This is a genomic window from Spongorhabdus nitratireducens (genome assembly GCA_947387575.1).
Classification (GTDB): Bacteria; Pseudomonadota; Gammaproteobacteria; order Pseudomonadales; family Endozoicomonadaceae; genus CANDOC01.
In genome coordinates this window covers 145590-159825 of record CANDOC010000001.1, presented here as the reverse complement: position 1 = coordinate 159825, position 14236 = coordinate 145590, and the positions used below count along the sequence as shown (strand labels likewise).

Sequence of the window (14236 nt, the reverse complement as noted above, 5' to 3'; positions counted from 1 at the left end):
TAAACTACCCATAACTATTGCTCGTCCCAGTTCGGAAAATCAGTTTTAAAGTGTTCAATCATAAAGTCCCTGAACGCCCTGACTTTTAATGGCAGATGTTGCCTGTCCGGATAGACGATATTTATCGCATGCTCAGGCAATGGGTACCCCGTTAACAGAGGAATCAGCTTTCCCTGTGCCAGATCAGGCCCCACAATAAAGGTTGGCATCTGCGCTATTCCCAATCCGTCCAGCAAAGCCTGCTGCAGTGCTTCGCTATTATTGACCTGATAGTTACCTCTTGGCATCACTCGGACCGGGGCCCTGTTATGGAAAAAAGTCCATTCTGCACCACCCCGAAAGTAGGAATAATACAGACAGTTATGGTTTTTTAAATCAGCCGGCGACAGCGGCTCGCCATGCTGCTGAATATAATCAGGAGAAGCACACAGCACGCTGCGGCAAGGTGCCAGCCTTTGAGCAATCAGGGTTGAGTCCGGCAAATTGCCAATACGTATACCAATATCAATTCTGTCTTCAACAAAGTCGACCATCCGGTCATCCATGGTCAGTTGCAGGTCGATATCCGGATACTGTTCAAGAAACCGTTTAATCAATGGCGCAATATGCAGTCGCCCGAATGACATCGGAACATTCACCCGCAGTCGTCCGGCCGGAGCTTGCCGTAATTGCTGAATCGCCTCTTTCCCCTCTTCAGCCAGCTGGAAAGCTTGCCTGGCATAATCAAAATAAGCCTTGCCCGCTTCAGTGAGCGTCAAGCTTCGGGTAGAACGATTTAACAACCTGACGCCTAACTGATGTTCAAGCTGACTGATACGTTTACTGACCGCCGATTTGGTGATGCCCAACAGATTGGCTGCTGCAGAAAAACTGCCACTCTCAACCACCGAAACAAACACAGGTATTGCAGAAAAGTTAACCATGACACGTTATTGTCGACTTCTATTCAACGCCAAGTTTCCTGAAACCTGTCTTATTCAGCAACCCTGAGCCCCGTACAATTCATCTAACGATTCATCTAGCGATTGTTTTAAATCTATTAACAACAAGGCACTCTGTGAAAGTTCACGCAACCGATTTTATGCTGGCTATTGCCGGCGGAGCTCTTCTGGCCATCATGATCAGTTTTAACAGCCAGCTGGCCGGTTTCAGTTCTCCCATGACCGCTTCATGGGTTGCTCATGGAATAGGTGCTGTCACGGCACTGGGATTAATTGCCATTTTGGGAACCGTCTCAAAACACAGAAAAAAGCCTGTTTTGACAACAGCAAAAGCGCCTCGCTGGGCTTACCTTGGCGGACTGCCCGGTGCTGCTGCCGTAGCGATTGCCGCCATTACCGTTAACAGCCCATTGGGATTGAGTGGTTCGCTGGCGCTGGGACTCTTGGGGCAGATTCTGTTCAGTCTGGCCACCGACAAATTCGGCTGGTTTGGATTGAAAAAGCGCCCGTTAACGGTACACGACTTTGTCGTTGTGGGATTAATCGGGGCCGGCAGCATGCTGCTGATTTTTGCAGGAGACGCCGCATGATCGGGTTGATATTGCTTGCCCTGTTTAACGGAGTCCTGATAGCACTGGCCAGAAACCTCAATGGACGACTGAATCTGGCCCAGGGGCCCTTCAAGGCATCCTGGTTTAATCATCTGACAGGTTTTCTATTTCTTTGTGGTCTTTTATTTGCGGTCTCTCCGGGCGAATTTCACTTTAGTGAAAAAGTTCCGGGGTATGTCTATCTGGGCGGGGTGATTGGTGCACTTTATGTAGCAGTGAACAGTTATATCCTGCACAGAATCGGCGCGGTTAAGTCAGTACTGTTTGTGCTGGGAGGCCAGATGATTACCAGCCTGATTATTGATGCGATGCAGGCCGGATTGCACAATCTGGTAATGCAGGGTGCCGGGGTGATTCTGATCTTTGCCGGAATGTATTTCTCACTCCACAAAAGCAGAAACCAACCTACTGAAAAAACATCCGCATCATCGAATCAACGAACGGAAGCTGAAGCCTAGAATATTAGAGGTCTTTCAAGCCGGATAAAAAAAGCCCGATGATAATCATCGGGCTTTTTGCCATTTATTCTACACCCTGGCTTTTCAGGTAGTCTTCATAGCTACCGTGGAAATCGACGATACCGGTCGGCGTCAGTTCAATAATCCGGGTTGCCAGCGAGGAAACAAACTCCCGGTCATGGCTGACAAACAGCAGGGTGCCGGGATAGTTTTCCAGCGCCAGGTTCAGTGATTCGATCGATTCCATATCCAGGTGGTTGGTCGGTTCATCCATCACCATGATATTCGGCTTCTGCATCATCAGACGACCGAACAGCATCCGTCCCTGCTCACCACCGGAAATAACCTTGACTGACTTATCAATTTCTTTCTGGGAGAACAACAGACGACCCAGTACACTACGAATGGACTGTTCATCGTCACCTTCCTTGCCCCACTGCCCCATCCAGTCGAACAGGTTCAGATCCTTTTCAAAATCAGCGGCATGATCCTGGGCAAAGTAACCGATATTGGCATTTTCAGACCATTTGATTTCACCGGCATCATTTTCCAGATCACCTACCAGACAGCGCAACAGAGTTGTCTTACCAATACCGTTAGGGCCGATAACCGCAATACGCTCACCAACCTCAACCATCAGGTTCAGGTTCTGGAACAGGGTTTCATCGTAACCCTTGGCCAGCTTTTCAACCTGCAGCGCCAGACGGTGCAGCTTCTTTTCCTGCTCAAAGCGGATGTAAGGATTCACCCGGCTGGACGGCTTGACTTCATCCAGCTGGATTTTATCAATCTGTTTCTGACGGGAAGTGGCCTGACGCGCCTTGGAAGCATTTGCAGAGAAACGGCTGACAAACTGCTGCAGTTCAGCAATCTGGGCTTTCTTCTTGGCATTTTCAGCCTGCATTTTTTCCTTGGCCCGGGTGGCGGCAATCATGTACTCATCATAGTTACCCGGGAACAGGCGCAGCTCGCCGTAATCCAGGTCCGCCATATGGGTGCAGACACTGTTCAGGAAGTGACGGTCGTGAGAGATAATAATCATGGTGCTGTTACGTTCGTTCAGCACACCTTCCAGCCAACGAATCGTGTTGATATCGAGGTTGTTGGTCGGTTCGTCCAGCAGCATGATATCAGGATCGGCAAACAGCGCCTGAGCCAGCAGTACCCGCAGTTTCCAGCCCGGAGCCACAGCACTCATCAGACCATTATGCTGCTCCAGCGGAATACCCACACCCAGCAACAGTTCACCGGCACGAGATTCGGCGGTATAACCATCCATTTCGGCGAAAGCAACTTCCAGATCAGCGACTTTCATGCCGTCTTCTTCACTCATTTCCGGCTGGGCATAAATCCGGTCACGCTCTTCCTTCACCGCCCACAGCTCCTTGTGGCCCATGATGACGGTATCCAGCACGGTGAATTCTTCAAACGCAAACTGATCCTGATTCAGTTTACCGATACGCTCATTGGGATCGCGCATCACATTACCGGCGGACGGCTCCAGTTCACCACTGAGGATCTTCATAAAGGTGGATTTACCGGAGCCATTGGCACCGATCAAACCATAGCGATTACCTTCGCCAAACTTGACAGAAATATCCTCGAACAGGGGCTTGGCCCCGAATTGCATGGTGATGTTAGCGGTTGAGAGCAATGATCCGACCCTGGCAGCAAAAAGTGGATGGATGAGCCTGTAGCAATTTCAGTAGCTATATTAAGTAGCTATTACTGTAACAGGCCAAAAGCGGCGCATTCTACAGTAGCCTAATGCCACTGCCTACCGCAGATTATCATTATAAAAACATAGTGTACCCCTATCACAAAAGAGTGACACCGGCAGACAAACCTGCGCTCTACCCATAAATCTGTACTACTTTATTCAAAAAGAACTACAGAGTTCAAAATGCTTGAACGTTTTTTTCCTGTTGCGGAAGCGATTTCAATTCTGCTGCACCCTCATGCCGAGGTTGTGGTTCACAACCTGAAAACCCAGAAAGTTGTTGCGCTTTATAACAACTTTTCCCAGCGGGAGATTGGATCGCCCTCGCTGATGGACAGCATTGAAGTCGACGATGAAATGCAGGTAGTTGGCCCCTACGAAAAGCTGAATTGGGATGGCCGCAAACTGAAATCAATTTCTTCCATTCTCAGGGATGAAAACAGCAATCCGGTTGGCATGCTCTGTATCAATCTTGATGTATCGCAAATGGAACGGGCGCTGCATACCCTCAGCAGTTTCCTGAGACCTCAAGATCTGCAACCCCAGTCAGACAATCTGTTTCGTGATGACTGGTTCGAAAAGATCAATGTATTTGTTAATCGCTGGCTGTCGACTCATGCCAAAACGCTTCAGGCCCTGACCCGACAGGACAAACAAGAATTAATCAAGGAGCTGTATAACTGTGGGGCGTTCAATGGCCCCAAGACGGTGGAATATACCGCCAAAGTTATTGGGCTGGGGCGCACCACTGTTTTTAATTATCTGAAACAACTCAAAGGCTGATTCATATGGTTTTGAAAGACAATATTGTTGCAGCTAATTTACGAATCAAATCATCACCCAATGCTGTTGTCACTACACCACTTGAACACAGTTCATATTTCAGTGAGCTAACCGGAACAAATCTGTATTTTAAATGCGAACACCTGCAAAAAACCGGCTCATTTAAACTGAGAGGTGCAACCAACAAACTATCTCTGCTCTCTAAAGCCGATAAAAATAAAGGTGTAATAACTGCCAGTACAGGCAATCATGGTCAAGCCGTCGCTTACGCTGCCAGCCTGTTGGGAATAAATGCCACTGTTGTTGTTCCTGACACTGCATCGGAAACCAAAGTCAGTGCCATTCTGCGTTATGGTGCCCGGATCCAGAAAGTTAAAGGTGGCTGCCTGGACGCCGAAATCGAAGCCCTGGCCATCGCTGAAAAAGAGCAGAAGATTTACGTATCTCCCTACAATGATGAACAGGTTGTTTGCGGTCAGGGAACAATAGGTCTGGAGTTACTGACCCAACTTCCGGAGCTGGATGCAGTCTTTATTGCTGTGGGTGGAGGAGGTCTGATCAGCGGTATCGGCAGTTATATCAAACGCGTCAACCCGAAGATCTCGATCATTGGTTGCTGGCCAGAAAACTCCACCGCTATGTATCAATCTCTGAATGCAGGCAAGGTTGTTAAAACTACCGAACATCCAACACTCTCAGATGGCACTGCCGGTGAAATAGAAGAAGACAGCATTACTTTACCCATATGTCAGCAAGTCATAGACCAGAAGGTTCTGGTCACAGAGCAACAGATAGCAGCAACCATGCAACGGGTTGCTGCTCACGAACGTTATATGCTCGAAGGGGCAGCCTGTGTGGCATTGTCAGGGGCTATTCAGGAAGCCAGTAAGTTTCAGGGCAAAAATGTAGCAGCTGTGCTTTGTGGCAGGAATATCACACTACCAACCTTCATTAAAGCAGTCAGTCAAACCAACTTAAGATAGGCTCAGACACAAGAGAACATGATTTATACGTATAGCTGGGTGAAGCTGAAAGTAATCAGCGTTACCCAGCTAACGACAATATCGTCACCAACAAGAGCATTTCGTCGTGGCTTTTTCCGTGCCTTGATACCCGGGACACGCCTGAATAACTCTTCGAGAAAACATAGTGCTGTTGTTACCAAAATCGACCATATATTTTAAGGTATGGTCTTCTTTATTCTTTATCTTGACCCAGATCCTGCACTCATTTGGTCTTCCATCATAGGCCGTTATCGTAACCACCGTTTTTTCCACTTTTGTTCCTGAACCATCTACCGAGCCCGACAGGTACATTTCAAACTCATCAGTTGAGGTAACCGTAATCTCAGTTACTGCCAAAGCATTATTAAGGCTAACAATTTCACCGGCATTACTGTCCAGGTCCCATGCATATAAGCAGGATAAAGCACCAGCCACCTGATTCATGTAAATTCCTTCAGGTATCTGGTGAGACCCTAGGCGGGATTCAACACCTGAAAATACAGCAGCTGTGATTTTTCCTGTTTGAGAAGTGTTACTACCTTTTGGGGTATATTCGACTTCGATATCATCACTTTCTACAGCAGGTTTAAGTTTCACTTTACCAACCTGTATATGAGACGAGTCACTATGATGAATAGTAAATTCAGGTTCAGTCTGCCCCAGTTTGGTATCTAGCAAGCCAGCATAAAGATTGGAAGGAAAGAACAACAAGACAAGAACACGACACAACATCCTTAAATCGAATATCTGAAATCTTGATTTCATGATAAAAGTTCTGGCGTGAATAAAAATCAAATCCGGTCACAACTGAAAACCGAACACCATTTAAGTGTTGCCAGTCTAGTTCATGCAAGAGGAAACAAGTTTTTAAAAGAGATAATCAGACAAAAAAACAATGAAATAAGCAATCCAAACAAAATAGCCCCACAGCATTACACTGCAGGGCTATTTTCAGAAGGAAATTAATTCTCGCCTGTTACGCTTCCTGATCAGCCAGATACAACCAGGTATCCAGTACGGTATCAGGATTCAGGGAAACAGTTTCAATCCCTTCGTCCATCAACCAGCGGGCCAGATCCGGATGGTCAGACGGACCCTGGCCACAGATACCAATGTACTTGCCCTTCTTACGGCAAGCCTGGATTGCCATACTCAGCAATGCCTTAACCGCACCGTTACGCTCATCAAACAGGTGAGCAATCAGGCCTGAGTCACGATCCAGTCCCAGTGCCAGCTGGGTCATATCGTTGGAACCAATGGAGAAACCATCGAAGTGCTCCAGGAACTCCTCAGCCAGCAGTGCGTTGCTGGGCAGCTCGCACATCATGATCAGGCGCAGACCATTTTCGCCCCGCTTCAGACCAAAGCGGCCCATGATATCAACCACCTGCTCGGCTTCATCAACGGTACGTACAAAAGGTACCATCAGCTCGACATTGGTCAGGCCCAGCTCTTCGCGGACCCGTTTCATGGCGCGGCATTCCAGCTCGAAGCAATCCTGGAAAGAATCGGAGATGTAGCGGGAAGCACCACGGAAGCCCAGCATCGGGTTCTCTTCTTCCGGCTCATACAGATTACCACCGACCAGGTTGGCGTATTCGTTGGACTTGAAGTCCGACAGACGAACAATCACCTTTTCCGGCCAGAACGCGGCAGCGATAGTGGAAACACCTTCCACCAGCTTCTCGACATAGAAATCAACCGGTGATTTGTAGCCAGCGATACGTTGCTCAACAGTCTGTTTGACATCAGCCGGCAGGGTATCAAAGTTCAGCAGCGCCTTCGGGTGCACGCCGATCATTCGGTTAATAATGAATTCCAGTCGGGCCAGACCTACACCACGGTTCGGCAGTGCCTGGAAGGCAAAGGCGCGATCCGGGTTACCCACGTTCATCATAATCTTGAACGGCAGATCAGGCATGGAGTCAACACTGTTGCGCTTAACGTCAAAGTCCAGCAGACCACCGTAAATGTAACCGGCATCACCTTCAGCACAGGACACAGTGACTTCCTGACCGTCTTTCAGAATGTCCGTTGCATTACCGCAACCCACTACCGCCGGCACACCCAGTTCACGGGAAATAATAGCCGCGTGGCAGGTACGGCCACCCCGGTTGGTAACAATTGCAGAAGCACGCTTCATAACCGGTTCCCAGTCCGGGTCGGTCATATCGGTAACCAGAATGTCACCCTGCTCCAGCTTGTCCATATCGTTCAGGTCATTAAGGATACGCACCTTGCCGCTGCCGATACGCTGACCGATACTGCGACCTTCCACCAGCACATCGCCACGCTCGTTCAGCACATAACGCTCAATCATGGAAGCATCGTTACGACTCTGTACGGTTTCCGGACGCGCCTGAACAATATACAGCTCGCCATCATCACCATCTTTGGCCCACTCGACATCCATCGGGCAACCGTAATGCTGCTCGATAATCATGGCTTGTTTAGCCAAAGACAGCACTTCTTCATCAGTTATGGAGAAACGCTGACGATCAGCCTGATCTACATCCACTGTTTCAACCGAACGGCCGGCACTGGCGTTATCGGTATAAATCATCTTGATCAGTTTGCTGCCCAGGTTGCGGCGCAGAACGGCCGGCTTGCCATCTTTCAGCATTGGCTTGTGGACATAGTACTCGTCCGGGTTAACCGCACCCTGTACAACAGTCTCACCCAGGCCCCAGGAAGAAGTGATAAATACCACGTCGTTGAAGCCGGACTCGGTATCCATGGTGAACATAACACCACTGGCACCGATTTCACTGCGCACCATGCGCTGAATACCGGCAGACAGTGCTACCTGACGATGGTCAAAACCCTGGTGTACTCGGTAAGAAATTGCACGGTCATTAAACAGGGAAGCAAAGACTTCCTTGGTGGCGTGCACGACATTGTCGTAACCACGGATATTAAGGAAAGTTTCCTGCTGGCCCGCAAAAGAAGCATCCGGCAGGTCTTCGGCAGTGGCAGAAGAACGTACAGCTACGGCCAGGTTCTCATTGCCCTTGCACAGTTCGTCCCAGGCGTGGCGCATAGCGTCTTCAAACTCAGGCTGGAACGGCTCATCCATAATCCACTGTCGGATCTGGGCACCGACTTCCGCCAGCTTGCGTACATCATCAACATCAAGGGTATCAAGCAGATCGTGGATACGGTCATCCAGTCCGCTCTTGCTCAAAAAGTCACGATAGGCTTTCGAGGTAGTTGCAAAACCACCCGGTACACTAACGCCGGCACCTGCCAGATTGCTGATCATTTCGCCGAGAGACGCATTCTTGCCCCCGACCCGTTCAACATCACCCTTGCCCAGGTGCTCAAGTGAAACAACATAATCTTGCAAGGTGGAATCTCCCAAATGCCCATGGTCTAACCGGAGTGCCCGCCCCCTCGGCAAAAAACACTCCTTGAAAATCCTGTTTGCGACTACGGCTACCGCTAATGCACTCTTCACGTGTGCCTGACTATAACGGTTTTAAGCCTGCAGCCGGATCATGCTCCAGCGGCACGATCAAACGCTTAACTGTCCGTGGTCCGGTGGCACTCAAGGACACAAGTTATAACGTTATGCTCAGGTTGCTGATATGCCGGCATTTTGGGTATTTACGCCAAAACCACCCGAACAAATTCGAACCATCGCAAACATTCAGACTTTGTCTGACGAAAACAGGCACGATTATGCGATATTTTCGCTCGGGGGCAAGTATAAACCGGTTCAGCAGCAAAAATCAGCGTCTTTTACGCAAACTTTATGATTTACAACAGATACGCCTGCAAAAAAGAACGGTAGAATAATCAAACAAATACGAACATGCCATTTTTGGCAGAATTCTTTTGACCGACGTGCTTCTTTTGAACGACATGTCCGGACAGACAAGAGGCAGCTCAGGGTAACTTTCATGCAGCGACGTGTATTTTTTATTTCCGACGGTACCGGGATTACCGCCGAGTCATTTGGCCAGAGTCTGCTGGCCCAGTTCGACCATATTGAAGTCAGCCACCAGACCCTGCCTTATATCGATACACCGGAAAAAGCTCTCAAGGTTGTCGAAGACCTCGCCAAAGCCAAGGTTGACGGCCATCGTCCGCTGGTTTTCAGTACCATTATCAACGAGGAAGTCAGCAGGATTATTCAGAGTGCTGACGCCAAAATGTTTGATATCTTCCAGAGCTTTATGCCCGGTGTCGAAGCCGAGTTTGAACAGCATGCCATCCATGCTGTGGGCAAGAAGCGTGCAATAGACAGTGATAACAATCGTTACAACAAGCGAATCGAAGCTGTTCACTTTGCCCTGGATAACGATGACGGCGCCCGTACCCGCTATTATGATAATGCCGATATCATCATCGTCGGCGTATCACGCAGTGGCAAAACACCGACCTGCCTTTATATGGGACTGCAATTTGGCATTCATGCAGCCAACTACCCCATTACTGAAGATGATCTCGATATGTCAGCCCTGCCGGCAGCTTTGAAGCCTTATAAGCACAAGCTGTTCGGACTGACCATTGACCCTGCCCGTCTGACCAATATCCGTAATGAACGGCGCCCAAACAGTCGTTATGCCTCCATGCGGCAGTGCAGCCGGGAAGTCAGCGAGGTCGAAATGCTGTATCAGCGGGAAAGAATTCCGTTTATAAACACAACTCACTACTCAGTTGAAGAGATTTCAACCCGGATTATGGTTCAGGCTGGAATAGAACGACGCCTGAAATAGCTGTACGTATAAGGTATGGATCATTTGATTCATACCTTTGGCTATTATGCCTCATCAAATCTAGAGCCCTGCCAGTCTATCGACTAAGGTATAATTTCTGATTCTTTTTCGTCATGTTAGCCTCCCATCAAGCATAAAAATTGTCTTTTTAATTCCATATCAGGTCCGGGTATAGCCCCAGCGCTGCCAGCACAAACCTAAAACAGGAATGGAGACACAACCGGCTAGAAGGAGTTAGCGATGAGATTAATTTTCCGAAGTTCGTTGTGGCGATTGTTATCGCTAATAATGTTGATTCTTGGTATCAATGCAACAGCAGTTGAAAACCCTGCTCTCACCGTGCATAACACAACTGGAGTGGTTGTACTCGAAAGCACTGCAGATGCAAAAGAAGCGATCAATCGTTCTGTTCCGACCATAAGGTTCCGGAAGAAGAACACTGTTGCCAAATCGACCTCTATTGCCAGAATCGGTTTAGGCAAGCTGAGCATGGAAGATATCGAAGCCTTGCTTCCTCCCGGTAATGCCTGGATGCTGGCAGACTCACTCGAGCCCACTGACAGCACGCTGGCTGTTTACCCCACGTTCTTCAACATTCAAGTAGCAAATACTGACGCTGACAGTTTAATGCTGGTGACTCCGGGCAGATACTTTAACCCGACAACACCTGGCGCGCCTCCTGCCAACTTCAGTCTGGGCTTCTGGGGGTATGGACCAGCCGGAGATATGATCGAATTCACCCACAGCAACCCGCATATAGATGGGGATCATCGCCTGTCCCTACCAATGGCTCTCAACTCTGAGCACGATGATAACTATCCGTTTGTTATTGAGCAGGGCTCAAGACAACCTGCTCGCTATAACGGTCACTTGCTCGGAATGTCTATATTCAAAGCCGAGCCGGCAGCGGTGAAGCTTAACGCTGCTACCAACATGGGTGCACCTGAATATGCTGTCACCTTTCATCTGATAATAACATCTGCTCAGGCTTTCAAGCTGACAGGACTGCTGAATGGCGCCCATGACCTGACACTTACAGAACTGATCAATTTTGGTCAGCAGGCAGGAATCCCTGTTCAGGGGACTTTCCTCGCACTTTGGGAAAATATTCTCGAGGCTGCTGATTACTATGACGACACCGCACCCACAAAACCCGCTCCTGTATCACCAGCGGGAACAGATGTAGAGGAAGAGTATGACGATGCTGTAGTTGGTAATCCGCCACCAGTTCAGATGATGGACACTGACGAAGATGATGAGGATTTTCCGGTATGTGAGTATGGCGAGATGGATTTTGAGTACGAGAATCTAGCTGACGAATCAGGCAGACAGTTTGATGCTCCCTGCTACTTCAACGCTGATCTCGCGGCTATGGGTAGAGATCCCAAAATGCCTGCGCCAACCGACGTCGTACCGGTTCGAGAGTACTATGATCTTGTAGTACGTGAATATTATGACTTGAATTCCGTTCCTGCCGGTCAAGGCCTGACGGTCGAAGATATCTACGTTGATGTAGACGATATCTATGGCGAAGCTGAAGCCTACTATCAGTTCAACGATGACGGGACATTTGTTCCTTTCACTGCGCTTGCCCAAGAGGAGCAAGACCTGAACCCTCATTTTTTCCCGCTGCTGGAAACTCCGGACGTTTATTGGGTAATGGAGCGAGAGCTGGGCGGAGGTGAATACGGTAAGGTAGTTCAAACCTTTCCCCGGTCGCGTGACGGTCAACGTCTGGGACCCTCTGTTGCCAGAAAAATACCGAAGACAGATCAACTGAAAGATATGGAGGAGCTGGAAATTGAGTACAGTATTGTCAAATGGTTACAACACCCCCATATCATTGAGGCTGCAGACAAAGATGACGAAGAGATTGACGCCCTTAAAAATATTCAGCTGGTTACATTGGAAGATGGTGTAGAAGCCATCACCGAGGCCTTTGCCGGATTCCCGATGGAGCTAATGGACAGCACCCTGGATAGCCAGATCAAGAAAATGGATGCCGAATTGGCAACCCAGATCCAGCAGCAACAGAATGCTGCTGTTGCTCACCATCTGATCAGGCTGAATCAGCTGCGCAAAATACAGTACATGCAGCAAATGCTGAAAGCCTCCGCTCATCTTGAACAGCACGGTATTGTTCACTGGGACATCAAGCCGGACAACTATCTGTACAAAGAAGATGAGGATGGTAATCCAGTCGTCAAGCTCAGTGACTTTGGGCTACACAAAATGCTCATGAATCACCCGGTTACAGGAAAACCCAACTACCTGCGAATGCAGAGATTCCGGGTTGCCCAGCCCTATGCTGCACCAGAAATGCACATACCGAAGCGGGGAACAGAACTGTATCTTGAAGGTGACAAACTGGATGTCTGGAGTCTGGGCATCAGTTTCACAGAAATGCTGACGCGCCAGAACCCAATGCGAAGCAAGTATTTCAAAGACGCATTTATCAGGGAATGGAAGCAGCGAGGACTAGACAAGCGTTTGTTTAATGCCGGTTTCCTGCAACCAGCCGAACTCCATCACGGTATCGATGCTTACCTTACCGAACACCGTCATCAACTCGGTGTGGCTGAAGCAATGATTCGGGAAATGCTGGTAGTAGATCCTGGCAACCGGGCTCGAGCCAGTGAACTGCTTGCCCGATATAGCGGCATGCTGGATGCTGAGTTGTTACAGCTGGAAGACGATCATGAAAGATCCGTTCGGTCACTGCGAGCCAAAAGGAAGAAAGTGGCTCAACAGCCGCAAGCTCCAAAGCCTGCCGGCCCGTTCCAGTCAGTTACCCGACAGCAGGATAAGCCTGTACGCGCTATCGTGCCAATGGTTGACCGACGTAAAGGACCAAAACCAGTGGTGGCGGTCAAGCCTTTGGCTTTGCTGAAAAACCAGCTGACAAATGGTGGATTTACCAGTGCATTATTCGATCGGTACAACCTGATTGATACCAATGACCCTGCAAAGTGGGTACTTTGGACACCTGGTTGCAAACTGCTGCCAACAGCGGGTCTGCTTCTAAAGGATAAAACCAGTCCTTACCGCAGGACTCAACAGCCAGTCATTCATATTGAGTATGGCGATGAGCCGGTTGAAGCACTGACCCAGGTTATTTCCGGAGCACAGGTACCGGAAGAAGGAGGCGAAGCCGTGTTCTCCTGCTGGGTGAAATCCACTCGAAAAGAAGGCCTGCTGTATTCCAGCCTGTGCCAGTACTCGGATGGCCAGACCCTGAGTTTCAAGGGCTTCCCGGTCAGTGATCGCTGGACACGCATCGTTGTCAGACATCAGCTGCCACCGGTGGCTGCCGGGGATAATCTGAACTTCTACCTTGCTTCTGGCATATCAGCACTGCTTGAACAAGAGGGAGATTCGGTCGATATAGCAGGTGCTGACCTGCGCTTCGAAACTCAGGATGTACAGCCTGACGACTGCTGGACTCTTTGGTCTTCAAATTGCTCGGTTAATTCCGAAAAGGGCCGCCTAGTTGTTAATACCGGTCCGGCTGCCTCCAAGACAGCTTTGAGACTTGAGTGGTATAGCCCGACAGAAACATTTAATGCCTGCACTCAGTTCATCCCCAAGGGTATGGATATGATTCGCGGTAAAAAAGCAGCTCTGTCTTTCTGGGTCAGATCAAGCCATGTGGGCAGTCTGATGTCAGTAGTCAACAACAGTGATGGTGTCTCTATCGGCATGGTCAACCACGTTGCAACGCCTGACTGGACACTGGTCGAGGTTCAGATCGAACCTGAAGTGACAGCAGGTATGAAAGGCGATCTGCAATGTTACCTTGGCACTGTACTGCAAGGCCTGTTTGTGGAGCCTGGCAGCTGGCTGGAGATTGCAGGTGCTGAACTGAAATGTACCAAGTAAGCTAGATGCTCATGATGATTAAGCCCGCTACCAGGTAGCGGGCTTTTTTACGATCAGACTTACAAAGTACAAAGAATTATTTAAATAAAATCAGAATTTAAACAATAGATAAGACTGAC

10 protein-coding genes are annotated in these 14236 nt (G+C 49.0%); 6 read left to right on the top strand and 4 right to left on the bottom strand.

What is annotated here, in order from left to right; all coding sequences use genetic code 11:
• Positions 1–14: 14 nt before the first annotated feature.
• The gene (locus ACYZZ0_RS00705) at positions 15–923 is read right to left on the bottom strand and encodes a LysR family transcriptional regulator (RefSeq protein ID WP_461534644.1); all 909 of its coding nucleotides are present in this window, start codon (positions 921–923) and stop codon (positions 15–17) included.
• Between the two features lie 134 nt (positions 924–1057).
• On the opposite strand from ACYZZ0_RS00705, the gene ACYZZ0_RS00700 reads away from it, so the two are divergent.
• Together ACYZZ0_RS00700 and ACYZZ0_RS00695 are read left to right on the top strand one after the other, a co-directional pair.
• Positions 1058–1531 (top strand): DMT family transporter, encoded by a 474-nt coding sequence (locus ACYZZ0_RS00700; protein WP_461534643.1) that lies wholly within the window; start codon positions 1058–1060, stop codon positions 1529–1531.
• Positions 1528–2010: a DMT family transporter gene (locus ACYZZ0_RS00695; protein ID WP_461534642.1), complete on the top strand. Its 483-nt coding sequence runs from the start codon at positions 1528–1530 to the stop codon at positions 2008–2010. The genes ACYZZ0_RS00700 and ACYZZ0_RS00695 overlap by 4 nt, the downstream gene beginning before the upstream one ends.
• A gap of 64 nt (positions 2011–2074) precedes the next feature.
• On the opposite strand, the gene ACYZZ0_RS00690 is transcribed toward ACYZZ0_RS00695, so the two are convergent.
• The gene (locus ACYZZ0_RS00690; RefSeq protein WP_461534641.1) at positions 2075–3664 is read right to left on the bottom strand and encodes an ABC-F family ATPase; all 1590 of its coding nucleotides are present in this window, start codon (positions 3662–3664) and stop codon (positions 2075–2077) included.
• 249 nt (positions 3665–3913) lie between these two features.
• Here ACYZZ0_RS00690 and ACYZZ0_RS00685 point away from each other — a divergent pair, with 249 nt between their 5' ends.
• Positions 3914–4513, top strand: a complete 600-nt coding sequence (locus tag ACYZZ0_RS00685) for a helix-turn-helix transcriptional regulator (protein WP_461534640.1) — start codon at positions 3914–3916, stop codon at positions 4511–4513.
• Positions 4514–4518: 5 nt separating this feature from the next.
• Positions 4519–5496 (top strand): threonine/serine dehydratase, encoded by a 978-nt coding sequence (locus ACYZZ0_RS00680; protein ID WP_461534639.1) that lies wholly within the window; start codon positions 4519–4521, stop codon positions 5494–5496.
• Between the two features lie 84 nt (positions 5497–5580).
• Here the strand turns inward: ACYZZ0_RS00680 and ACYZZ0_RS00675 are convergent, their stop codons facing one another.
• Positions 5581–6282, bottom strand: coding sequence for a hypothetical protein (locus ACYZZ0_RS00675; protein WP_461534638.1), 702 nt, complete (start codon positions 6280–6282; stop codon positions 5581–5583).
• A 211-nt stretch (positions 6283–6493) separates the two neighbouring features.
• A complete protein-coding gene (ppsA, locus tag ACYZZ0_RS00670; protein WP_461534637.1) occupies positions 6494–8863 on the bottom strand; it encodes a phosphoenolpyruvate synthase in 2370 nt (789 codons plus the stop codon).
• Positions 8864–9419: 556 nt separating this feature from the next.
• Between ppsA and ppsR the strand changes: the two genes are divergently transcribed.
• Together ppsR and ACYZZ0_RS00660 are read left to right on the top strand one after the other, a co-directional pair.
• Entirely contained in the window at positions 9420–10238 is an 819-nt protein-coding gene (gene ppsR, locus ACYZZ0_RS00665) for a posphoenolpyruvate synthetase regulatory kinase/phosphorylase PpsR (RefSeq protein ID WP_461534636.1), read from the top strand.
• A 240-nt stretch (positions 10239–10478) separates the two neighbouring features.
• Positions 10479–14117, top strand: coding sequence for a protein kinase domain-containing protein (locus tag ACYZZ0_RS00660; protein WP_461534635.1), 3639 nt, complete (start codon positions 10479–10481; stop codon positions 14115–14117).
• Positions 14118–14236: the final 119 nt, after the last annotated feature.

Coding starts and splice junctions, on each gene's coding strand:
- ACYZZ0_RS00680 (WP_461534639.1), top strand. CDS start 4,519: ATGGTTTTGAAAGACAATATTGTTGCAGCTAATTTACGAATCAAATCA.
- ACYZZ0_RS00705 (WP_461534644.1), bottom strand. CDS start 923: ATGGTTAACTTTTCTGCAATACCTGTGTTTGTTTCGGTGGTTGAGAGT.
- ACYZZ0_RS00685 (WP_461534640.1), top strand. CDS start 3,914: ATGCTTGAACGTTTTTTTCCTGTTGCGGAAGCGATTTCAATTCTGCTG.
- ACYZZ0_RS00675 (WP_461534638.1), bottom strand. CDS start 6,282: ATGAAATCAAGATTTCAGATATTCGATTTAAGGATGTTGTGTCGTGTT.
- ACYZZ0_RS00660 (WP_461534635.1), top strand. CDS start 10,479: ATGAGATTAATTTTCCGAAGTTCGTTGTGGCGATTGTTATCGCTAATA.
- ACYZZ0_RS00695 (WP_461534642.1), top strand. CDS start 1,528: ATGATCGGGTTGATATTGCTTGCCCTGTTTAACGGAGTCCTGATAGCA.
- ppsR (WP_461534636.1), top strand. CDS start 9,420: ATGCAGCGACGTGTATTTTTTATTTCCGACGGTACCGGGATTACCGCC.